At 46.9% G+C, this 21121-nt stretch carries 23 protein-coding genes; 12 read left to right on the forward strand and 11 right to left on the reverse strand.

All coding sequences use genetic code 11. From position 1 onward, the window contains the following. The 7 genes from GV030_RS12530 to rocD all read right to left on the reverse strand — a co-directional run bounded on the left by GV030_RS12530 (nt 1) and on the right by rocD (nt 8357). Nucleotides 1-864, reverse strand: coding sequence for a hypothetical protein (locus GV030_RS12530; protein ID WP_159582655.1), 864 nt, complete (start codon nt 862-864; stop codon nt 1-3). A 42-nt stretch (nt 865-906) separates the two neighbouring features. Further along, entirely contained in the window at nt 907-1386 is a 480-nt protein-coding gene (locus GV030_RS12535; protein ID WP_159582656.1) for a hypothetical protein, read from the reverse strand. A gap of 108 nt (nt 1387-1494) precedes the next feature. Then, a complete protein-coding gene (locus GV030_RS12540; protein WP_255465371.1) occupies nt 1495-2247 on the reverse strand; it encodes a sulfite exporter TauE/SafE family protein in 753 nt (250 codons plus the stop codon). After that, nucleotides 2244-2861, reverse strand: coding sequence for a response regulator transcription factor (locus tag GV030_RS12545; protein ID WP_255465372.1), 618 nt, complete (start codon nt 2859-2861; stop codon nt 2244-2246). The genes GV030_RS12540 and GV030_RS12545 overlap by 4 nt, the downstream gene beginning before the upstream one ends. A 215-nt stretch (nt 2862-3076) precedes the next feature. Then, entirely contained in the window at nt 3077-5065 is a 1989-nt protein-coding gene (locus GV030_RS12550; RefSeq protein WP_159582658.1) for a tetratricopeptide repeat protein, read from the reverse strand. 65 nt (nt 5066-5130) lie between these two features. Next, nucleotides 5131-6945 (reverse strand): tetratricopeptide repeat-containing sensor histidine kinase, encoded by a 1815-nt coding sequence (locus GV030_RS12555; RefSeq protein ID WP_159582659.1) that lies wholly within the window; start codon nt 6943-6945, stop codon nt 5131-5133. A gap of 122 nt (nt 6946-7067) precedes the next feature. Further along, the gene (rocD, locus tag GV030_RS12560; RefSeq protein ID WP_159582660.1) at nt 7068-8357 is read right to left on the reverse strand and encodes an ornithine--oxo-acid transaminase; all 1290 of its coding nucleotides are present in this window, start codon (nt 8355-8357) and stop codon (nt 7068-7070) included. 72 nt (nt 8358-8429) lie between these two features. Between rocD and GV030_RS12565 the strand changes: the two genes are divergently transcribed. The 7 genes from GV030_RS12565 (at nt 8430) to ftsY (ending at nt 13696) form a co-directional block, all read left to right on the forward strand. Then, nucleotides 8430-8585, forward strand: a complete 156-nt coding sequence (locus tag GV030_RS12565) for a DUF5522 domain-containing protein (RefSeq protein ID WP_159582661.1) — start codon at nt 8430-8432, stop codon at nt 8583-8585. A 67-nt stretch (nt 8586-8652) separates the two neighbouring features. Next, nucleotides 8653-8892, forward strand: a complete 240-nt coding sequence (rpmB, locus tag GV030_RS12570; protein WP_159582662.1) for a 50S ribosomal protein L28 — start codon at nt 8653-8655, stop codon at nt 8890-8892. Nucleotides 8893-9034: 142 nt separating this feature from the next. Then, the gene (locus tag GV030_RS12575) at nt 9035-10687 is read left to right on the forward strand and encodes a M1 family metallopeptidase (RefSeq protein ID WP_159582663.1); all 1653 of its coding nucleotides are present in this window, start codon (nt 9035-9037) and stop codon (nt 10685-10687) included. An 86-nt stretch (nt 10688-10773) separates the two neighbouring features. After that, on the forward strand, nt 10774-12264 hold the full coding sequence (locus tag GV030_RS12580) for an aminopeptidase P family protein (RefSeq protein WP_159582664.1): 1491 nt from the start codon (nt 10774-10776) through the stop codon (nt 12262-12264). 59 nt (nt 12265-12323) lie between these two features. Next, nucleotides 12324-12506 carry a 50S ribosomal protein L33 gene (rpmG, locus tag GV030_RS12585; protein ID WP_159582665.1) on the forward strand — a complete coding sequence of 61 codons (183 nt, stop codon included), beginning with the start codon at nt 12324-12326 and terminating at the stop codon, nt 12504-12506. A 2-nt stretch (nt 12507-12508) separates the two neighbouring features. After that, the gene (locus GV030_RS12590; RefSeq protein ID WP_159582666.1) at nt 12509-12664 is read left to right on the forward strand and encodes a DUF4295 family protein; all 156 of its coding nucleotides are present in this window, start codon (nt 12509-12511) and stop codon (nt 12662-12664) included. Nucleotides 12665-12742: 78 nt separating this feature from the next. Next, a complete protein-coding gene (gene ftsY, locus GV030_RS12595; protein WP_159582667.1) occupies nt 12743-13696 on the forward strand; it encodes a signal recognition particle-docking protein FtsY in 954 nt (317 codons plus the stop codon). A 38-nt stretch (nt 13697-13734) separates the two neighbouring features. Here the strand turns inward: ftsY and GV030_RS21540 are convergent, their stop codons facing one another. After that, nucleotides 13735-14391, reverse strand: a complete 657-nt coding sequence (locus GV030_RS21540; protein ID WP_221413335.1) for a DUF4190 domain-containing protein — start codon at nt 14389-14391, stop codon at nt 13735-13737. A 276-nt stretch (nt 14392-14667) separates the two neighbouring features. Further along, the gene (locus GV030_RS21545) at nt 14668-15324 is read right to left on the reverse strand and encodes a DUF4190 domain-containing protein (RefSeq protein WP_221413336.1); all 657 of its coding nucleotides are present in this window, start codon (nt 15322-15324) and stop codon (nt 14668-14670) included. A 128-nt stretch (nt 15325-15452) separates the two neighbouring features. Here GV030_RS21545 and GV030_RS12610 point away from each other — a divergent pair, with 128 nt between their 5' ends. The 4 genes from GV030_RS12610 to GV030_RS12625 all read left to right on the forward strand — a co-directional run bounded on the left by GV030_RS12610 (nt 15453) and on the right by GV030_RS12625 (nt 18172). Further along, nucleotides 15453-16496: an AraC family transcriptional regulator gene (locus GV030_RS12610; protein ID WP_159582668.1), complete on the forward strand. Its 1044-nt coding sequence runs from the start codon at nt 15453-15455 to the stop codon at nt 16494-16496. 61 nt (nt 16497-16557) lie between these two features. Further along, nucleotides 16558-16812 carry a hypothetical protein gene (locus GV030_RS12615; RefSeq protein WP_159582669.1) on the forward strand — a complete coding sequence of 85 codons (255 nt, stop codon included), beginning with the start codon at nt 16558-16560 and terminating at the stop codon, nt 16810-16812. Nucleotides 16813-16826: 14 nt separating this feature from the next. Beyond that, nucleotides 16827-17228, forward strand: coding sequence for a hypothetical protein (locus tag GV030_RS12620; RefSeq protein WP_159582670.1), 402 nt, complete (start codon nt 16827-16829; stop codon nt 17226-17228). Between the two features lie 59 nt (nt 17229-17287). Next, entirely contained in the window at nt 17288-18172 is an 885-nt protein-coding gene (locus GV030_RS12625) for a M48 family metallopeptidase (protein WP_159582671.1), read from the forward strand. A 7-nt stretch (nt 18173-18179) separates the two neighbouring features. Here the strand turns inward: GV030_RS12625 and GV030_RS12630 are convergent, their stop codons facing one another. After that, nucleotides 18180-19190, reverse strand: a complete 1011-nt coding sequence (locus GV030_RS12630; protein WP_159582672.1) for a DUF697 domain-containing protein — start codon at nt 19188-19190, stop codon at nt 18180-18182. Then, nucleotides 19183-19794: a DUF6134 family protein gene (locus GV030_RS12635; protein WP_159582673.1), complete on the reverse strand. Its 612-nt coding sequence runs from the start codon at nt 19792-19794 to the stop codon at nt 19183-19185. Before GV030_RS12635 ends, GV030_RS12630 begins: the two co-directional genes overlap by 8 nt. Nucleotides 19795-19901: 107 nt before the next feature. Between GV030_RS12635 and GV030_RS12640 the strand changes: the two genes are divergently transcribed. Further along, on the forward strand, nt 19902-21119 hold the full coding sequence (locus GV030_RS12640) for a bifunctional alpha/beta hydrolase/OsmC family protein (RefSeq protein WP_159582674.1): 1218 nt from the start codon (nt 19902-19904) through the stop codon (nt 21117-21119). Nucleotides 21120-21121 lie beyond the last annotated feature (2 nt).

Genomic DNA, 21121 nt, shown 5'->3' on the forward strand with positions numbered 1-21121 from the left:
TTATCGGTTGTTCATGAAAGCAAAACCCCAGGACATGTTGAATAAAAACCCGGTGAGCGGGCGCTTGCCCAGTTCTGCTGTGAAAACGGAATTACTTAGAAATTTATAGTCACCATCGTGTGGGCTCACATACCACTGAAAGCCCAATCGCCAGCCTATGGCACCGTCTGCCTTCAGCCCTTCGTTGGCGGCAGGGTTATCCAATGTGGAGACCGGCAGGACGAGCAGGTCTGCATAGACCCTGGTGAACCCTGCGCCGATGCGCTCTACATCATTGTTGATCTTGGTTTTCACATAGGCCTGAGAGGTCCACTGTCCGCCCAGGTAGGCGCCCGTGAGCAATATGTATGAAGAAGCATTGCCTGCCAGGCTCTCAGCTCCGGTTTTGCGCATATACAGTCCGCCGCGTCCTCCCAGCTCGTTTCGGTACTGGCCCTCTGGTATTTTGATGGACTTGGTTTCCTCTACATTGTAGGATCGGCCATCCTTATAGACTGTACCGGCATAGGGGTTATAACTCAGGACTATCGGCACCTCCTTCTTTTTTATCTTGGAGGTAAGTGGAAGAAACCCGCCTGCCTCCAGCAGGAAGGAGGGGCCTGATCCACTTATTTGATAGAGGTCCAATCGGGCGATTCCTTCCAGTGTGATGGCTTCAGTGAGCCCCATTCGGGTATTGGCTCCGGCAAAAAAAGAAAGGTTGGTAGAGTTGGACTCCATGCCGAATTCAGGGGCAATAAACTTGGTGTATACTTTATCCGGATTGTCTTCCAGCACCTGGTAGGTGACCTGCTGCGCTTTCAGTGTGGCTACTGTGAGTAGCAGAATCAACATTGTGAGTATTTTCTTTGTTTGGATGATCATGTAAGTGATAGTTTGAATGAATTGGGAATGAGTGTATTTCTATCAGTAAATGGTGGACTCGAACTGACCATTCGTAGCTGAAATGGTGGCGCTGGCATCTCCGGCATCTATTGCGTCGAATGAAAAAGTACCTTTGATGAACGTTTCGTCATATTTGGTTACTGTGACCACTCCAGTAGTGGCACTGTAGTAGTTTGAGCCATCACCAAGGTTGAAATTGATTTGCACTTCGGCGCCTGTCCTGGCCACGGTGTGCTCCCCTATCATATTGTCGATTTGGGTCATGTCCATCATGATCCAGATGTTATTTTCCTCCAGATCAGAGGCCTTCACAATAAAAAGCCCTGCATGAGTATAAGCCGTGAGGGTGTCGTCCTCAAAGTTCATGGTGCTGGTCCCTGAGATGTCGACCGTAAGCATCCCTTTTTGATCTACTACTTTGACATCATCAGGATCCTCTGAGCAGGAAAATAGCGCAAGCGTTAGCAAACAGAGAGAGAGAAGTTGGATGGGATTTTTCATTGATTTTTTAATACAAATCTCTGAATGAAGCCAGGAGGAATCCATCCGTATGGGAACGTAAAATGCATACCCTGAGCAGGGTATTTTTGATGATATCAGGAGTGGTGGCTACAAGACCATCATGAGCGCAGCCAGAGCGGTGGTGGCAATGATGAACCACCGGTAATACTGCTCGGGTATTTTTTTGACAATGGTGATCCCCACGAAAGCGCCAAGCGCCACCGCAGGAATGGAGGTCAGGTCCAGTAAAAAACTATCGAGGGTGATCGTCTCCCAGGCGAATACATGAAAGGGAATCTTAAAAAGATTCACAATCATGAAAAACCAGGCGGCCGTGCCGATGAATTCATTTTTGGGCAAACGCATGGACAGGAGATACAGGGCCATCACCGAGCCGGCCAGGTTGCCCACCATGGTGGTGAACCCACCCAGGACTCCTAGCAGTGCGGCGAACCAGATGCCCTGAGGGATGTGCTGGTTGGTGGATTTTTCCCTCCAGACCATAATGGCCAAACTGACGAAGATGATCACAGCCATGATCATCCGGAAGGCTTGATCGTCAATTTTTCCTCCAACGTAGGTGCCTAAAATCACTCCACCGGCGGCCCAAGGGAACAGCTTGCCTAAATGCGTCCAGTTGGCGTGCCTGTTGTAATAGGCGACCGCAAAAATGTCTGCAATACAGAGAATGGGCAGCATAATGCCACTGGACAGACGCCCGCCAAAGACCAACGCCAGCAAAGGCACAGCAGCCATACCTGCGCCATGAATGCCGGTTTTGGCCATGCCAATAAGGAATGGGACACACAGAAAAAAGCCGAATTCCAGATAGGTAAACTGGAAAGAAAAGAGTTCGATCAAATCAGATTGTTTGCGTAGGCGAACTTAATTAATCCTACCAGGTTATTGGTTCCGGTTTTTCTGAAAATATTTTTACGGTGGGTTTCTACGGTGCGCTCAGAGATAAATAACTCCTCGGCAATTTGTCGGTTAGTAAACTCTTTGGAAATCAGTTTAACGATCTCCCGCTCCCGTTCGGTAAGGAGCCGTTGTTCTTCTACTCCATTGAGTCCCTTGATCAGTATTTTGCTGACGTCTGAACTGAGATAGGTCTTACCGGATTTGATGGTATAGATGGCATTGATCAGTTCATTGTGAGAGTCTTTTTTGATGAGATAACCCTCTATGCCCTCTTTAAGTATCTCTTTGACCAGGTGGGCTTCGTCGTGCATGCTAAGCACCAGGATTTTGATGTCGGGGTATTTTCGTCTTACTTTTCTGACAAGGGTAAGTCCATCTTCATCCGGCAGATTATAGTCGGTAATGAGGAGATCCACTTTTTTCTGAGTGAGCTGATCCATGGTGTCAGACACGGTTCCGGCGCTTCCTACTACTTCCAGGTCGGGTTCAGATTCAATGATTTTGATCAGTCCCCCGATCAGCACAGCATGATCATCGGTCAAGAATATTCTCATGGTCAAGGCGGCAGTTTTGATTTTGAGGAAAGATAATAAATTCATGCGTATCCGTGGTTTTAGCGCCTCATTGATGGTGAATAATTTTGGGCTAAAATTAACGGCACCCCGTCTGTCATCACATACCGTTGGGAGGGTATTCTTATTCGCTTGCTACCTCAAAACCGTAAAACTATGTTTCGTTCTTTTCCTATGGAACAGCTGCTCAGGTCGGCTTAGGCCACCAATGGAGTCTCGGGCTCGGGGATTTCTGCCCCTACCGGAGCATTCACGATCAGGGTACTGCCTTTCATACCCGGGGTGGTGTCCAGCTCCAGCTCACCTTTGATCAGGTTGGCGCGGGAGTTCATATTTCGCCACCCATTGCCCTTGCCTGAGATCAAAGCTTCGGGATTAAATCCCGATCCATTGTCCTCTATCATGAGCGTGATTTCCTCCTGATCTTTGGTGATCTGGATGCTCACCCGGTCGGCATCACTGTACTTGAGGATGTTATTGACCCATTCCTGGGTGATTCGATAGAGGGATATTTCCTGCACTTCTGATAGTCGGTCTTCCAGCCCAAAGAAGTCGGTCTCCAGAGCAACTTTTCCTGTGGTGTTGACACGAGCGGCAAACTCCTGTATCGCAGCAGAGATTCCGCTTTTGATCAGGGTTTGAGGCATCAGGTTGAAACAGATGCCTTTCAGCTCCTGGTACATTTCTTCGAGGACTTTGGCAGACTCTTCAAACACCTGATGACGGTCACGATTTTCATTTTGCAGGGACTTCAGATTGAGATTGAGGATGGAAATCATCTGACCAAAGCCGTCATGTAAATCTTTGGCGAAGCGGGAGCGCTCACTTTCCTGCGAAGAAATAGCTGCTTCTATTTGTGTTTCGCGAAGCTTGATTTGACCTTCTTTGATCAAAAGATCATGTTTTTTTCTGGTTCTGCTTCTGAGGAGGATCAGAACAATTATTAGCAGGGTGATCATGACTGCCAACCCAATGATTAAGATCAGATTTCTCTGATTTTCTGCTTTTTGTTCGGCTATTTCTGCTCCCTGAAGGACAATTTGCTGTTCCTTTTTTTCAGTTTCGTATTTGGTCTTCAGGTCGGATATGATTTCTTCTCTGGAGGTATTGAAAATGACATCAGAGAGTTCCTTGTATCGCTTATAGTTATCCAGTGCAGCCTGGTAGTTTTTGTTGGATTCTTCTAACTCACTGATGCGCAGAAAGGCCTGTTGCACAGCTTCTTTGTATTCAATCCGCTCAGCAATTTCTCTTCCACGTTCCAATAGGGCGATGGCTTGCTGGTTGTTGCCCATTTCGGCATAAGTTTTGCCCATATTGACAAATGAAGTAGCGATCCCCGTGCTATCAAAAAGCTCCTTTCTTATCTCAAGGGAGCGGTTGTACAGCTCCAGGGCTTCGGGGTATCTTTTCATATCAAAATAGCAGTTTCCGATGTTATTGTACCCGTTGGCAATGCCCCTTGAATCATTGTATTTCATTTTGATCTCAAGCCCTTTTTGGTAATAGGTGATGGCTGAGTCGTACTGTTCCTGATTGTAATAGATGGTGGCCAGGTTTGAAGCGATGTAACCTTTATTTAGATTGGCTTTGCCCATATCTGCATAGATCATCGCTTCATTGTAGGTATTGATGGCCTGGGTATAATCCTCCTGAGCATACTGATAGATGATCCCAATCCAGATCAACGCACTTGACATGCCGGCATAATTATCGATGGACTGATAGGTTTCAAAGCAATTGAAATAGAGGGGTAATGCCTCGCTATAGTTGGTTTTGTCATACTCGATATTTCCGAGGGTCATGTAGCAATTGGCCACTGTGGAGGTGTCTCCGGCCAATCCTGCATGGCGGATTGACTCATGCAACAGCGGCACGGCTTCATCACCTTTGCCGGTAAGGCTTAACGCTATGGCGTGGTTATTGGCCGATAAGCCAATCCCCTTGTCCCACTTGATTTTTTTAGAGAGCTCATAGGCTGTTTGAGCGTATTTCGCTGCCTGAGGAAAATCGGACAATCGGTACTTATCATGTAGGAGCAGGGCCGTATTGACTTTGCTGGTGTCGTCCGGCGCGTTGGCGAGAATCAGTTTCAAACTGTCAGTATTCAGGTGATCAAACTGTGGCTGAGAATGTGTGGTGCCGGTGAATATCAGCACAGCAAGGAGGAAAAATGAAAATTTCATAATCTAGTTAATTCAATATGGGTGGAGTCAATCGGCGTTAATTTAGCAAACTCCTATGCTATATTTTATACCAATACTTCATTTTGATGGTGAGAAAGGAAGTGCACCGGCGCATTCACAATGAGTGTATTGCCCCTGAGACCCGGGGTAGTATCCAGCTCCAGCTCCCCTTTGATGAGGTTGGCTCGGGAAGTCATGTTTCGCCAGCCATTGCCGGATCCTGATCGGAGCACTTCAGCGTCAAATCCACTTCCATTGTCTTCTATCATCAGGGTGATTTCTTCCTGATCGGTGGTGATCTGAATGCTTACCTGATCGGCATCACTGTATTTGAGGATGTTGTTGACCCATTCCTGCGTGATCCTGTAAAGCGATATTTCCTGCACTTCGGAGAGTCGTTTCTCCAGGCCAAAAAAGTCGGTCTCCAGGGAGATTTTGCCAGTGGTGTTTACCCTGGCGGCAAACTCTCTGACGGCTGCCATAATTCCACTTTTGATCAAAGTTTGGGGCATCAGATTAAAGCAAATGCCTTTGAGCTCCCGATACATATCTTCGAGCACTTTGGCAGATTCTTGAAACACTTCATGCCGATCATATTTTTCATTTTCCAGGGATTTCAGGTTCAGATTGAGAATAGAAATCATCTGGCCAAAGCCATCGTGCAGGTCCTGCGCAAATCGGGTGCGTTCCTTTTCCTGTGAAGAAATGGCCGCTTCGATTTGGGCTTCTTTGAATCTGCTTTTTTCTAAAGTCAATTGGTTTTGATGCACCAGTTTTTGGCGCTGTATATACTGTGCACCCAGTATGATTAATAGTACAAGGCCTCCCCCAAGACCTGCCGTGAGGAGATTGCGTCGTTGAATGGTCAGGTCTTTCTGCGCCAGCTGTTTTTCTTTTTGTGCTGTTTCGTATTTGGTTCGGAGCTCATCGATGATTTTGGATTTTTCCAGATTAAAGAGGCTGTCTTCAAGGTCTTCAGCCAGCACATGGTGGCCAAATGCCTGCTGGTAATCTCCGATGAGTGAATAAGCACTGGCCAACGAGTCGTAGGATTTGCGCGCCAAATCCGGGTAGCCAAGTTGCAGGCTTTCTTTTGCGCATTGCTGGTAAAATGGGATGGCGGTCGCATAGTCCCCCACATCCATATAGAGATCGCCGATCATTTTGTGGTTGTCGGTCACGCCCTGCTCGTCCCCGATGAGTCTCCTTATCAGATTGGATTGCTCCATGTAGCTGAGGGCTCCTTTCAGATTTCCTTTGCGCTGTTCCATATCGGCCAGGTCTACAAGCACATAGCCCAACCCAACACTATCACCCTGCTCCATCCGAATGTTGTAGGTTTGAAAATAATAGGCATCCGACACATCATACTGCTTTTTGAGCCAGTAAAAGGTGCCTTTCATGCCATAGGTGGTGCCGAGCGCTTCCAGGTCGTCTGCCTCTTTGGCCAGGTCTTCGGCCTGATTCCAGAGGTTCATGGCCTGCTCTTCATACCCGTGTTTTCTATAAAAGGCACCCATCTCATTACACACACGAGCCAGGCCGCTTTTGTCCGAAAGCGAGTCGTAAAGATTATAGGAGCGAAGAAAAGCGACTTGAGCAGGCTCATATTGGCCTTGCATGTAGAGCACGACCCCTAAGTTTTTCGAGGCCAGGGCCTCCTTGTCGGGCCAGGCATTTGCCCGGCTTATCGCAATGGCCCTTTCGGTTTGTACTTTGGCATTTTCAAAGTTTTGGCTGTGGAGTTTGTAAAAATGCTGGTTGATGGAGTCGACAAAAGCGAGCGCAGAAGCGGATTCCGGGAGCATAGGACCTATGGGGTCGTCTGACAACTCGCACCCGATGAGTAACACACACAGGAGGATGATTAGCTTTTTCATTTGGCAAGGCAATTTCAGCTAATTTAAACATTCATCCACCTTTCAGAAACCCAATGAAGGGTAATAAAAAAAGCGAATCACTTTCGTCATTCGCTTTTTGAGTCCTTTTCGCTTTACAAAGGCTAAGCCATTTGCTTGAAATTCAGGATGGTTTTTTCGATGATGTCACAGCACTCGTGCAACTGCTCCTCGTCCATCACCAAGGGGGGCGCAAAACGAATGATGTTGCCGTGTGTGGGTTTTGCCAGCAGGCCATTTTCACTCAGAGCTACGCAGATGTCCCAGGCTGTACTGCTGTCCGAATGATCATTGATGACGATGGCATTTAGCAAGCCTTTGCCCCGCACCAGGCAGATCAGCTCTGTTTTTTCAATGAGCTTTTCCATGCGTGTTCTAAAGATCTTACCCAGTTTTCTTGCATTTTGGGTGAGCTTCTCATCTCTTATCACTTCCAGGGCGGTCATGGCTACTTTGGCACCCAGAGGATTTCCACCAAAAGTGGAACCGTGCGTGCCGGGAGTGATTACCTCCATGATTGGATTATCTGCCAGTACTGCGGAGACCGGGTATCCACCGCCGGAGAGGGCCTTTCCGAGAATAAGCAGATCTGGTTTGATGTAAGTACTTTGCTGTTCGCAATGACCACTGCAGGTACAGTTGCCACAGACTGCCAGCAAGCTACCGGTTCTGCCTATGCCGGTTTGGATCTCGTCAGCCATGAACAGCGCGTTATGTTCCTTGCAGATTTTGGCAACATTCTCCAGAAAGGAGTCACCAGGTACCATCACACCGGCCTCACCCTGAATAGGCTCCACCAATACCCCTACAATGTTTTTATTGTCTTCGAAAACTTCTCTCAGTGCATCCAGGTCATTGTAGGTGACCTTGATAAATCCATGGGTATAGGGGCCAAAATTCCTTTTGGCATCTGGATCCGAAGAGAATGAAATGATCGTGGTTGTCCGACCGTGGAAGTTTTGATCAAAGACCACAATCTGACCTTTGTTTTCTTCCACTCCTTTTTTCTCATAGCCCCATTTTCTGCAGATTTTAATTGCTGTTTCCACGGCTTCTGCTCCGGTGTTCATGGGAAGTACTTTGTCAAAGCCGAAGTACTCGGTGATGTATTTTTCAAATGGGCCCAGGACATCATTATAAAAAGCCCTGCTGGTGAGCGTGAGCGTTTCGGCCTGCTGCTTCAGGGTTTCCACTATTCTGGGGTGGCAGTGGCCCTGGTTGACGGCCGAGTAGGCTGATAGAAAATCATAATATCGCTTGCCGGATACGTCCCAGACGTACACACCCTCTCCTTTGGAGAGCACAACCGGTAGGGGGTGGTAGTTGTGTGCTCCATGTTGATTTTCAAGGTTTATGTACTCCTGGCTATTTTTTTTGGAAGTTGATGTTGTCATATATGCTTTTGGATTAACTATGTAAACAAACGCTTCAAATAGAAGTTTCCAAAAGTACTATTTAGTCTGAAGATGTCACAGGGAAAGCAGCCCAAAGGATTAGCGGAAGAGGATTATTACTTCACGAAGGAAGGTTTTATCGTATTCACTGAGAAGTATCATCTGAAAAGAGGTCACTGCTGCAAAAGTGGATGTAGGCATTGCCCATACGGCTATAAAAGAAATTGAAGGCCGGGTTTGCTTATTTAAACTTTCTTACGATATTTGCAGTCCGTTTTCAAAAAGCCGGTAAATCATGTCAAAAGTTTGTGAAATTTCAGGAAAGAGACCAAGAGTGGGAAATAATGTTTCTCATGCTAACAATAAGGTAAAAAGAAGATTCAATCCGAATCTTCAGAAAAAGAGATTCTATATTCCTGAGGAAGATAAGTGGATCACTATTAGTGTAGCTACTTCTATGTTGAGAACGATCAACAAAAACGGAATTTACGCTGAGATCAAAAAAGCCAGAGCTAAAGGGACTACTTCTCTTTAATCTCCGGATTTTCCTTTCAGGTCTGAAAATATAAAAGCCCTGTCACGTCCCGATCACATCGGAGCGAGATTGGGCTTTCTTTATTTGCGGCGGCCGTACTTTGGAAGATTTTGATAAATTTAGCACCTCAAATAATACAACTATGAACCCATCCAAGTTCTTCACCCTACTATTCGTTTTATTCCTCAGCACTGCGGGCTTTGCCCAGAAAAGTTTCACCCGCCAGGATACCCTTCGTGGTTCCATTACCCCGGAGCGTGGCTGGTGGGATTTGCAGCATTATAACCTCAGTGTGAGCATTGATACTGCCGCTCGATCCATCACAGGATCCAATGTCATTACTTACAAAGTAGTGTCTGCAGCCACGGAGTTCCAAATAGACCTGCAGGCCCCTATGGAGATCACCGAAGTGAAACAGGGGGATCGGGTCTTGACAGTACGACATGAGGGAGATGCGCATTTTGTGACCTTGGTGGATGATCAGCCCGTGGGCAGCATTCAGAAATTGACTGTCTGGTTTGCTGGTATCCCGGTGGTTGCCAGAAGACCTCCATGGGACGGAGGATTCACATGGAACAAAGACGAAAGTGGCAAACCCTTTATTGCAACTTCCAATCAGGGGATTGGTGCCAGTATCTGGTGGCCTTGCAAGGACCACCCCGCTGACGAGCCAGACAATGGTGTCACCATGAATTTTACAGTGCCCAAAGACCTCACTGCTGTCGGAAATGGCCGGCTGATTAAGGTGAAAAAAGGAAAAGGCACCCGAACATTCACCTGGCAGGTCACCAATCCAATCAATAGCTATGGTGTAAACCTGAACGTGGGTGACTATGTGAGATTTGAGGAAAAGTATGATGGGGAAAAAGGAAAGCTGGACATGATCTATTATGTGCTCTCCTACAACCTGGAAAAAGCAAAGACGCACTTCAAGGATGCCCGCCGCACGATGGAGGCACTGGAATACTGGTTTGGATCCTATCCATTCTATGAAGACAGTTATAAACTCGTGGAGGTGCCTTACCTGGGCATGGAGCATCAGAGCTCAGTGACCTATGGCAATGGCTATGAGCTGGGATACCGCGGACGTGACCTGAGCCTTACCGGCTGGGGCCTGAAGTGGGACTACATCATCATCCACGAATCTGGTCATGAGTGGTTCGCCAATAACATTACTTACAAGGATGCGGCCGATATGTGGATTCATGAGAGTTTTACGACCTACTCTGAAGGGCTTTTTGTGGATTACCACTATGGCAAGGAAGCAGGGGCGGCTTATGTTCGGGGCATGCGTTACGGCATTGGCAATGAGGAGCCGATGATCGGGCCATACGGTGTGAATGGTCGTGGGGCGGATTTGTATAACAAAGGTTCAAATGTGCTGCATACACTCCGTCAGTGGGTAAACGATGACACAAAATGGAGAGAAATTCTCAGAGGGTTGAATGAGACATTTTATCATCAGACAGTGACTACCGCTGATGTAGAAAACTATATATCAGCGCAAAGTGGACTCGACCTGACCAGCTTTTTCAATCAGTACCTGCGCGATCCCAGAGTGCCGGTGCTGGAGTATTTTACCTATGAGGGAAACCTCCTGTATCGCTGGACCAACTGCATAGAAGGGTTTGATATGCCGGTGAGGATTAGTGTAGGTGATGAGTCATTTACCATTACTCCAACCTCACGCTGGAACTTCAGGGATCAGGAAAAGATTGCGGTGGAAGACCCCGCTATGTTGAAGGTGGATCCCAATTATTATATCTATCCGGTTTACATCACAGGGGCCAAATAGTCTATCCGTATACAAAAGTTACCATTCAAATAACTTCAAAAGGTTTATTGACCTGATCGGGATAAATTGCCGCAAACGAAATTTGAATGAATATGGTACTTAAAAGCATAGCTGCCGTGTTGCTAGCCGGCATATCCTTCCTTTCATTTGGGCAGAAAGCAGCCCAACTTCCGGATGATTTTCTTTCTACGGACTTTCATCAGGAAAGAAGAGATTTGCTAAGGGAAAAAATGCCCGAGAACTCAGTGGCTGTTTTTTTTGCGAATCCTGTGAGGAATAGGGCCAATGACGTGGATTACATGTACCATCAGGATCCCAATTTTTATTACCTGACGGGGCATAGAGAGCCGCATGCGGTTCTTTTGATCTTTAAGGATGAGCAGGTAGTGACTGACTATGCCTTTGATGAATTGATTTTTGTGCGCAAGCACGATGCCCTGAAGGAGCTCTATGATGGTGCAAGGCTGGGCAAGGAAGGTGCTGTGGATAAATTGAAATTTGAACTGGCCTTTGAAGGACCGGATTTCGAGGATTTCAATATCGATTTTTCAACTTTTGACAAAGTCCTATTTTACGATTTCAAAGAAGATGTGCGGGATACCAAGGAGGAAGCGGATTTGTTTGATCTGATTGCCGCCTTCAAGGAGAAAGTCAATTATGGCGAGGATGCTATGGCCATTAATGCCGAACCCAAGGCAAGTAATCTGGATACCAAGTCGCTGGATGAGTTGATGAAAAGCCTCAGAGGGATCAAAACCAAAGAGGAGATAAGCCTGATCAGAAAGGCTGTGGACATCTCTACCATGGGCCAGCGGGAGGTGATGAAAGCTATGAAACCAGGAATGTCTGAGCAGGAGATTCAGGGATTGCACGAGTTTGTTTTTAAAAAGTATCAGGCTGAATTTGAAGGCTATCCCAGCATCGTGGGTGCTGGACATAATGGTTGTGTGCTGCACTACATCGACAATTATAAACCAGCGATCGAGGATGGCGAACTCATCCTGATGGATCTGGGTGCTGAGTACCATGGCTATACGGCCGATGTGACCCGCACCATCCCGGTCAATGGCCAATTCACCAAGGAGCAAAAACTGATTTATGATCTCGTGTATGAAGCTCAGGAGGCTGGACGGGCAGCATGCAAGCCCGGAGCTACTTTCAAAGAAGTATATGCCGCTACCGCCAAAGTAGTGAATGAAGGCCTGGTGGAGCTGGGTTTATATGCCAGCACTGAGGAGGAAGACATGATCAATCCGGAGACAGGAAGAAACAGATATTACCCACATGGGTGCTGTCACCACATCGGGCTGGATGTGCACGATAAGGGGGATTACGCTGAGCTGAAAGAGAATATGGTCATCACCATAGAGCCCGGTATCTACATCCCCGAGGGCAGTCCTTGTGATGAAAAGTGGTGGGGCATTCCGGTTCGCATCGAAGACGATTTTCTTATCACCAAGGAGGGCTGTGAGCTCCTGTCGGATCTGGCACCCCGAAAAAGTGAAGAGATAGAGGCACTGATGAAAGAGAGCAGTCCATTGGATAATTTTATTTTACCCTCTTTGGAGGACGAATAAGTTGTCCAATTAGATTTTCTTTTCTACATTTGCACTCCTTTTAATAATCAGGCAACAAAATGGCAAAGAAAGGTAATAGAATACAAGTGATACTGGAATGCACCGAGCACAAGACTACAGGGCTTCCAGGTACCTCGAGATATATCACCACCAAGAATAGGAAAAACACTCCTGAGCGCGTAGAGCTTAAGAAGTACAACCCTATCATGAGAAAATATACTGTACACAAAGAAATTAAATAACCATGGCTAAGAAAGTAGTTGCAACCCTGAAACAACCCGGCGGAGCAAAATTCGCTAAGGTTATAAGAGCCATCAAAACTGAAAGCGGTAATTATGTCTACAAAGAAGACATGGTACCTGAAGCAGAGGTGAAGAACGTATTGGCTAGAAAAAACTAATCAGTTCTTAAAAATATTCTAATTAGAAGTCCCTCTTAGTAGGGACTTTTTGCGTTTATACATCTCAAATATAGCTCTATGGGTCTGAAAGGATTTTTCTCCAAGGAAAAAAAGGAATCGCTCGATAAGGGCCTCGAAAAGACAAAAGAAAACTTTTTCAGCAAGCTCGGCAAAGCGGTGGTAGGAAAATCCACGGTGGATGAAGAGGTGCTGGATGAACTAGAAGAAATTCTGATTACCTCCGATGTGGGGGTAGAAACCACCATCAAGATCATTGAGAGAATAGAGGCTCGTGTAGCGAAGGACAAATACCTCAATGCTTCGGAGCTCAACAAGATCCTGCGGGAGGAAATAGCGGGGCTGCTTTCTGAAAACAACACCAAAGATCTGGATAGTTTTGAATTACCTAAAGTGGACGGTCCGTACGTGCTGCTGGTGGTGGGTGTCAATGGCGTAGGCAAGACGACCACCATAGGCAAGCTGGCTGCCCAGCTCAAGGGATTGGGTAAAAACGTAGTGTTGGGAGCTGCCGATACCTTCAGGGCTGCTGCCGTGGATCAGCTCATCATGTGGGGGGAGCGTGTTGGTGTTCCTGTGATATCAAAGGGCATGAATACTGATCCGGCTTCTGTGGCTTTTGATGCCGCCAAGTATGGAGTGGATCACAATGCGGATGTGGTGATCATAGATACGGCCGGCAGGTTGCATACCAAGGTGAACCTGATGAGTGAACTCACGAAGATTAAGAAAGTGATCCAGCGATTTATTCCGGATGCACCCCACGATGTACTTCTGGTACTGGACGGCAGTACCGGGCAAAATGCTTTCATACAGGCCCAGGAGTTTACCAAAGCCACGGATGTTACTGCCCTGGCCATTACCAAGCTGGATGGCACCGCCAAAGGAGGTGTGGTCATTGGTATCTCAGACCAATTCAAAATACCCGTGAAGTATATAGGCGTAGGTGAAAAGGTCGAAGACCTTCAGGTGTTCAATAAAGTCGAGTTTGTAGATTCTTTTTTTAAGAAATAAAAAAGGCGTTTTGAGTACCCCTTTCTTTAAGCACATGGTTAGCCCATAGTGATGAGGAAAAAGAGAGCCCCAAAAATCCCAACAAGGCCTATTATGAATCCGGCAATTGCCATGCCCCGGCCGTTACCATATTCAAGCTTACTCATAGAAATACTGCCAAAAATGGCTGCTAATGTCCCCAGTGGTATTCCAGCTATGAAAAGACTCAGGATACCTAATATCAGGGAGGCCCTTGCCATGCCTTTGGTATTAGAGTTGGTGATATTTTTGACTTCCTTAATGTCCTTTTTAGCGGATTTGAGCTCATCTTTTGAGGTTACTTTTTGAGGAGGAGAATCATCTCCGATTAATGTCTTTTCGGCGGACTCTTCTTTGTCCAACTCAAAAACCTCATACTCATAGGGCTTGTATCGGTAGGTGATCAGGTCAGTTGGTGACGTAGTGAATCCATACAACGATACTGTTTCGGGATAATGATTATCTGGCGCATTGATGAGCTCCTGGTTCGGTTGAATCTTTTGAGGTGCTTTCGCCACTTTCCTGGTCTTCTTGAATGACCTGAGTGTAAGGTGTTGGCTCTTGATTCTGTCTTTCTTTTTGTAAACCTGAGGGCAATCCATGGCCTGTTTGGTGGAGCCACAGGCTGTGAAAAGCACGGCCATGAGCACCAGGAGTAAGGCGGTGTTGGTTTTCATAGAGCTGGGTTTGGTTAGATCAAAATACTGAAGATAGGATTTATTATCATTCCCGTCAAGTGTCAATGAAAGTCGGTAAACACCAAAAAGTAATGAGGGCTTTTGATTACTCCTTTACCCCACGATGTACTTATGGTACTGGACCCAGTGCCGGTCAAAATGCTTTCAACAAGCACAGGAGTTTACCAAAGCCACGGATGTTCTTTCTTTAAAAAAATAGAAATGGCGCCTTCAAGGCGCCTTTTACTCGAGGTGGAAATGGTCTGTTTGCTGTCACTACACCATGGTGGTAAGGATGATCAGCGCTCCCAGAATGCCCACCAGACCCAAGATCAATCCGGCAACAGCCATCCCTCTTCCATTGCCTTTCTCCAGTCTTCTCATGGATATACTTCCAAAAATCACAGCGAGTATTCCCAGAGGAATACCTGCCACAAATAGACTTACAATGCCCAGAACCAGGGAGGCAATGGCCATACCGTGGGGATTTGAACCTTTGGTCTCTTTGACTCTTTTGACCTCTTTTTTGACGGATTGAAGCTCATCTTTTGAGATTACTTTTTGAGGTGGGAAATCATCTCCGATGAATGTCGTTTCGGCCGACTCTTCTTTTGACTCCTCATGAGGCTTGTACTCATAGGGCTTGTATCGGTAGGTGATCAGGTCAGCTGGTGACGTAGTGAGTCCATACAACGATACTGTTTCGGGATAATGATTACCTGGCGCATCGATGAGCTCCTGATTCGGTTGAATCTTTTGAGGTGTTTTCGCCACTTTACTGGTCTTCTTGAATGACCTGAGTGTAAGGTGTTGACTCTTGATTCTGTCTTTCTTTTTGTAAAACTGAGGGCATTCCATGGCCTGTTTGGTGGGGCTACAGGCTGTGAAAAGCACGGCCATGAGCACCAGGAGTGAAGCGGTGTTGGTTTTCATAGAATTGGGTTTGGTTAGATCGAAATACTGAAGATAGGATTTATTATCATTCCCGTCAAGTGTCAATGAAAGTCGGTAAACACCAAAAAATAATGAGGGCTTTTGATTACTTCCTTGTTTATTAAAACATGGAGCCGTCACTCAATACCTGGACAGTCATTTTTCTGATTGCCGCCTCACAGGGGATCTTCCTGGGGGTAGTGATCTGGACCAAGCGCCACCAGGCCAATGGATATCTGGGTGCAGTGGTGTTGGCTTTCAGTCTGATGCTATTGTACTATGTATTATACTGGACCGGCTACTTTCGACTGGCACCACGGTGGTTGGGTGTGCTTCAGGGCATGACTTTTCTGCTCGGGCCTCTTTTCTACGGATATGTACGGTCCGATGAGCGTCTTTTTCGGGTGGGGGTCTGGCATTTCTTGCCTTTTGTGATTTACCTGATTCATTTTTTGGTGCTTCCATTTGAATCCCTTGAGCTTCGAAGGGTTCTGGTGCGTTCAGTTACGGTCTTGCAAACCATCCATTTGCTTATTTATGCGGGTGTCGCACTCCGGTGGACATGGGTGAACGCCCTTGCAAGCGGCCGTTGGAGGATTGTGCTGTCGTTACTGTTTATGGGCTATGCCTTCAGTTTTTTGCTTTACTACGTGCTTGTCTGGACGGGTCTTTTGAAAATTGAATATGACTATTTCATTTCCGTGGTGGCGGCAGTATTTATTTATTCCATCGGATACAAGGGATATCAGGGCAGAGAGGTTTTTCATGTGAATACAGGGGTGAAATATGATCGCTCAGGGCTTTCACAAAGTGCTGCAGAAGCGTTCCTGGCTGAGGTTAAACGCTATATGGAAGAGGATAAAGGTTATCTCAACAATGACCTCAAACTTCAGTACATGGCAGATGAGCTCGCCATTTCGGCCAATCATATTTCACAGGTGGTCAATGAGCTGGAAGGCTGCAACTTTACTGATTTTGTGAATCGGTACCGCGTGCAGGAGGCCAAGAGACTGCTACAGGACGAGGCCCATCACTACAAAATTATTCAGATCGCCTACCTGGCCGGGTTCAATAACAAAGCTACTTTCAACTCAGCTTTCAAGAAATTTGTGGGGGTTCCACCTTCTCAGTTTAAAAAAGCCCTCAATCGCCAGCATCCACAGCTGCAATGACCGACTTCTTTCGTCACTTTCCCGTAAGAACCATTAATTTACGGTACCAAAATAGTTCAATATGCTGGAATTGATTGCCATGTTTTCCATTGGGAAAACCATTCGAAACATCGCAGTGGAGAAAAGACTGAAGCCGAGCCCATTCATTGTGAATATGGTGCTCCTTTGGCTGGGATTTGAGTTTGTAGGCGCGTTTATTGGTCTGACCATCTTCAACAACCTCATGGGTGGCTATTTCTGCGGACTTGCCGGGGCAGCCATCGGAGGCTACTTGGGCTATCAGCGGGTGGTGAGGGCTGAGCCCGAGGTTTATTAAAGTTCGGATTATCCATGATTTTAGAGACCACTTATAACAAGCGCGAAACCATCCTGCAAATCAATCAGCTGGTTGGCAAACCCTATACCCTGATGCAAAGACTCAGGATGGGAGGAATAGGCTCCAGGCGAATGGGGATCTCTCAAGTAAGTCCAGAATACACCCATTACCTGAAAGCCGGACATTACATCACCCATGCCAATATCGAACTCAGACCGGAAGGCATTTTGATTCATTTTCGGTTCAAGCTGGAGTCTTACGCCTGGCCGATGCCCTATGCTGATCTCCAAATCAGTACAAGCCCTGAGCTGACTTTCACCTCAGGTGGAAAATTCATTGTTTTCAAAGACGGGATGAAAGTGAATGGATCCTTCATAGAAAGAATGATGAGTCATTTGGCGACCGCAAAAAAGTAAAATATCTTAGGATTTTACGGTCTCTTGCTGATTACACCCTACATTGGTTCGAAAAAACCATGAGAATACTTGTCTTTTTACTTTGCCTCGTGGCTGGTCAGCTGCAGGCTCAGCCATCCCGAAAGGATGCCGATGCGCAATACTCCAACGAACAGTGGACAGAAGCCGCAAAAGGTTATCAGCATTATCTCAAAAAGAATGAGAAGGATTCCTCGGCCTGGTACAGGTTGGCTTTTTGTCAGCTTAAATTGGGTGCATACGAAGCCTCACTCAAAAATTTCGACGAGGCTGTCGCCCGTAATTTTTATCCGGGTTACACGCTCTATACCAAATCGAAGGCCTATGCCCTTCTGGAAAAACAGGCAAAGGCTTATGAAACATTGCAGGCTGCCTTGGACAGGGGCTTTAGCAACTTCCGACTGATGGAGAGTGAGGAGGAATGGTCACCTTATCAGCAAGACCAAAAATTTTTGTCTTTGTTGTACGCTTGCAAGGTCAATGCCTATCCGTGCCTCTCCGATTCTGTGCGACGGCATTTTGATTTTTGGCTGGGTGAATGGGATGTATATGTCAAAGGCACTAAAGTAGGAGAAAACAGCATTACACTCGCCAATGGGGGCTGTGCCCTTCATGAAAGCTATACCACTCCCGGAACATACACAGGTCAAAGTATCAACTACTACGATAAGCTGGACAATAAATGGCATCAGACCTGGGTGGGGAGTGCCGGAGGCGTGCTCGATTATGTAGAAATAGACAAGAGGCCGGGCATGATTCAGTTTCAGTGTGACTACCGTGACCAGCAGGGCAATGTGGTGAAGTCACGACTCACCTTCACTGACAATGGGGACGGAACAGTGAGGCAGTTGTTTGAAAACTCCAGTGACGGGGAAACCTGGACGCCAGGGTTTGATGGATTGTATAAACCTAAATCGGTGGAATGACCCGGGATTACATTTCCGGTTCCTTTTTTCTAAACGGGTTGATTTTTTGACCGGCTTCTGAGATTCCTTCGGCCACTTTCACGCCAGTGTTTTTGATGCCTTCCCAGCCGGATTTCAGGGTGTCCACACCCGCTTTTCGGGTGGCCTTGAGAAGACCACTCATGATTTGTCCGGAGGATTTCATCACAATGCCTTTTAGCTGGCTGGCGGATTCCATGAAGGCGCTTTTCCGAATGGCTTTCTTGTCCACTACCTCGTTGCATGCACAATACTTTTGCGCAATATTGCCCACGCGGAGTGTGAGAAAGGCATTGGTAGAGCCTTCCAGCAGGGAATCCAGAATGATATTGGCCGTAGGGCCGATCACGGGGATGGACTTACCGGCGGAGTTTTTCAGAAATGAACTGATGACCGGCTCCACTTGCTGGGAGACATCCAGATCTTCTATTTCGGAAGCAAGAAAAGAGGACCCCGCTACATTGGCATAGAGATAAATAAGCTCACGGAGCGATGGCCGCTGATAGTAAATATGGGCGATCTTCCAGACCATGCGTGATTGGGTTGCCAGAATAGTGAGTGCATCCAGCTTGCCATTTTGTGAAACAGAAGTAGTGAGAAATACCGCAGTGGCAGTTTGCTGAATCACTCTGTTGGCGGACTGGTTAAGCACCAGGATACTCTCGGCAAGGTCCTCCACCTTTTGTGGCTGGATGCCCTGTGCCCGTAGTATTTCATTTCTCCTGAGACGCATGAGGAGATGCTGTCGGTATCGGGGGAGCTCATCCTGATTTTTGGGCAGGGAGATGGCCCGTGGCAATTTCAGAAAAAGGAGCACCGGCCAGCCAGCAAGCCCAATAGCCACTGCGCTGAGGACTACTAAGACCACATTGGCCGTCAGTTGATTGATCTCTTTCAGCATCAGGTAGACACCTGAAATCTGATTGATCATAAAAAGCACAAAGCCAAGAATGACCAAAACAGAAAGAGGAAGAAGGATTTTTTTCAGGGTGCTAATCATTGGTTTTACCGGTGATCTGCTTATTTCTCACGGCTAGCAGGCTTTCGGGTTTCAATATGAACTCAAAAGTGGCAAAGTCTCGGGTCACTTTCACTTTGGTACAAATGCCATTTTCGTAGGTATAGACATTGGTGCCATCGGGTGAGGTGAGTGAATACTGGCGTTCTCCCACCTTTTCAAAATTCAGGTATCGGCCAAAGTAGGCAGAAAACACCTTCTTGCTGTGGTGAGGTTCTTCAAAGTAGATTTCCGAAACGGACTCTGTAATGCTTGTTTCGTTAATTTCCGTACGAATACCATCGATCACCAACTCGTAGAATTTTTCCTTCAGGGCCATTTGGGTTTCTTTTTGCACACTTCCATTGAGGGTGTTGAATCCGGTACCCGAAATGAGTTTCCCGTTTTTGAAAGTTTCTTTCAAGTCGTATTCTATATCAAACAGGAAGATTACTCTCAGCTCCGTTTTGGTATTCAGGTGGTAAGTGAGTTCATCTCCTTTCAGTATTCTTTTGACCACCGTCTGGCCCATAGACTTGTCATTTCTGATCACATCATAGTGGAGCGTTTGTCCATACAATGACGTACAGGCGAATAACAATGTCAAACAGGCGGCGTTTATACGTATCAATGTTAGATTTAGCTTGAAGGCCGAGAGATTTGGCCTGGGTTTTAACTTTCAAGTTAACGATTTGCAAACTAACGGGTTCAGAAATGAGGTCACAAAAAGTATCGTTCGTCAATAAATCAGGTCAGAACTTGTCCGGGAGGATGGATTTCCCTTTGACAGGAAAACCCAAAGCGTTCGTCCTTTTCGCACACTGTTTCACCTGCTCCAGTACACTCAAGGCACTGGATCATATCAGCTCAGCACTTACTCAAAATGGCATGGCTGTCCTCCGGTTTGATTTCACCGGGCTGGGCCAGAGTGGTGGCGAATTTGAGGATACCAATTTTTCCTCCAATCTTTCAGACCTCACGGAGGCCTATGATTTTCTGGAAAAGAAATTCGAAGCACCACAAATCCTCATTGGGCATTCCCTGGGAGGTGCGGCAGTTTTGCATGTAGCCGGGGCGCTGAAAAAGGTGAAGGCCGTGGTGACCATAGGTGCGCCTTCCAACCCTACACATGTGAAGGCACTACTCAAGGGCGGAGAAAAGGAGATTCGGGAAAAAGGAGAGGCGGAGGTCAACATAGGAGGGCGACCTTTCAAAATCAAAAAACAGTTTCTGGAAGATTTGGAAAAGGATCGAAAAGGAGAAGTGATCAGGCAGCTGGGCAAGGCTCTGCTGGTGATGCACTCACCCCAGGACAAAATAGTGGGAATAGACAATGCCGCGGAAATTTATCAGCAGGCCATGCACCCTAAGAGTTTCATTACTTTGGATGGGTCAGATCATTTGCTTAGCCGAAAAGCGGACTCCCACTATGTGGGTAATATGGTGTCTTCCTGGGCTTCCCGCTATATAGTACCGAATGATGCTGAGGAAGTAGCGCCGGAAGGCGAGGTTTGGACCCGGCTCTCCAATCAGGGCTTTCTCACCGAGATCACTGCGGGGAAACACCATTTGTTGGCAGACGAGCCAGAAGGTAGCGGTGGTACAGATCACGGCCCTTCGCCCTACGGTTATTTACTCTCTGCACTGGGCGCCTGCACGGCCATGACCCTGCGCATGTATGCGGACTACAAGAAGATAGATCTGAAAGAGGTGAAAGTGAAGCTCACACACGACAAGGTTCACCAGCAAGATGGTGGCCAGGCCGAAGCGGCCAAAGGAAAGATTGATCAGATCAGGCGAATGATCAGGCTGGAGGGAGATTTGACGGATGCCGAGCGCAAGCGCCTCATCGAAATAGCCGACAGGTGCCCCGTACATAAGACGCTGGAGGGCAAGCCGCAGATTATTACCGAAGAGGCCACTGAGATTTAGGT

The sequence above is a fragment of the Marinoscillum sp. 108 genome, from assembly GCF_902506655.1.
GTDB lineage: Bacteria > Bacteroidota > Bacteroidia > Cytophagales > Cyclobacteriaceae > Marinoscillum > Marinoscillum luteum.

Excerpts from the sequence above, each read along its gene's own strand:
- GV030_RS12530 (WP_159582655.1), bottom strand. The coding sequence starts at position 864 with ATGATCATCCAAACAAAGAAAATACTCACAATGTTGATTCTGCTACTC.
- GV030_RS12535 (WP_159582656.1), bottom strand. The coding sequence starts at position 1,386 with ATGAAAAATCCCATCCAACTTCTCTCTCTCTGTTTGCTAACGCTTGCG.
- GV030_RS12545 (WP_255465372.1), bottom strand. The coding sequence starts at position 2,861 with ATGAGAATATTCTTGACCGATGATCATGCTGTGCTGATCGGGGGACTG.
- GV030_RS12550 (WP_159582658.1), bottom strand. The coding sequence starts at position 5,065 with ATGAAATTTTCATTTTTCCTCCTTGCTGTGCTGATATTCACCGGCACC.
- GV030_RS12555 (WP_159582659.1), bottom strand. The coding sequence starts at position 6,945 with ATGAAAAAGCTAATCATCCTCCTGTGTGTGTTACTCATCGGGTGCGAG.
- rocD (WP_159582660.1), bottom strand. The coding sequence starts at position 8,357 with ATGACAACATCAACTTCCAAAAAAAATAGCCAGGAGTACATAAACCTT.
- GV030_RS12565 (WP_159582661.1), top strand. The coding sequence starts at position 8,430 with ATGTCACAGGGAAAGCAGCCCAAAGGATTAGCGGAAGAGGATTATTAC.
- rpmB (WP_159582662.1), top strand. The coding sequence starts at position 8,653 with ATGTCAAAAGTTTGTGAAATTTCAGGAAAGAGACCAAGAGTGGGAAAT.
- GV030_RS12575 (WP_159582663.1), top strand. The coding sequence starts at position 9,035 with ATGAACCCATCCAAGTTCTTCACCCTACTATTCGTTTTATTCCTCAGC.
- GV030_RS12580 (WP_159582664.1), top strand. The coding sequence starts at position 10,774 with ATGAATATGGTACTTAAAAGCATAGCTGCCGTGTTGCTAGCCGGCATA.
- rpmG (WP_159582665.1), top strand. The coding sequence starts at position 12,324 with ATGGCAAAGAAAGGTAATAGAATACAAGTGATACTGGAATGCACCGAG.
- GV030_RS12590 (WP_159582666.1), top strand. The coding sequence starts at position 12,509 with ATGGCTAAGAAAGTAGTTGCAACCCTGAAACAACCCGGCGGAGCAAAA.
- ftsY (WP_159582667.1), top strand. The coding sequence starts at position 12,743 with ATGGGTCTGAAAGGATTTTTCTCCAAGGAAAAAAAGGAATCGCTCGAT.
- GV030_RS21540 (WP_221413335.1), bottom strand. The coding sequence starts at position 14,391 with ATGAAAACCAACACCGCCTTACTCCTGGTGCTCATGGCCGTGCTTTTC.
- GV030_RS21545 (WP_221413336.1), bottom strand. The coding sequence starts at position 15,324 with ATGAAAACCAACACCGCTTCACTCCTGGTGCTCATGGCCGTGCTTTTC.
- GV030_RS12610 (WP_159582668.1), top strand. The coding sequence starts at position 15,453 with ATGGAGCCGTCACTCAATACCTGGACAGTCATTTTTCTGATTGCCGCC.
- GV030_RS12615 (WP_159582669.1), top strand. The coding sequence starts at position 16,558 with ATGCTGGAATTGATTGCCATGTTTTCCATTGGGAAAACCATTCGAAAC.
- GV030_RS12620 (WP_159582670.1), top strand. The coding sequence starts at position 16,827 with ATGATTTTAGAGACCACTTATAACAAGCGCGAAACCATCCTGCAAATC.
- GV030_RS12625 (WP_159582671.1), top strand. The coding sequence starts at position 17,288 with ATGAGAATACTTGTCTTTTTACTTTGCCTCGTGGCTGGTCAGCTGCAG.
- GV030_RS12630 (WP_159582672.1), bottom strand. The coding sequence starts at position 19,190 with ATGATTAGCACCCTGAAAAAAATCCTTCTTCCTCTTTCTGTTTTGGTC.
- GV030_RS12640 (WP_159582674.1), top strand. The coding sequence starts at position 19,902 with ATGAGGTCACAAAAAGTATCGTTCGTCAATAAATCAGGTCAGAACTTG.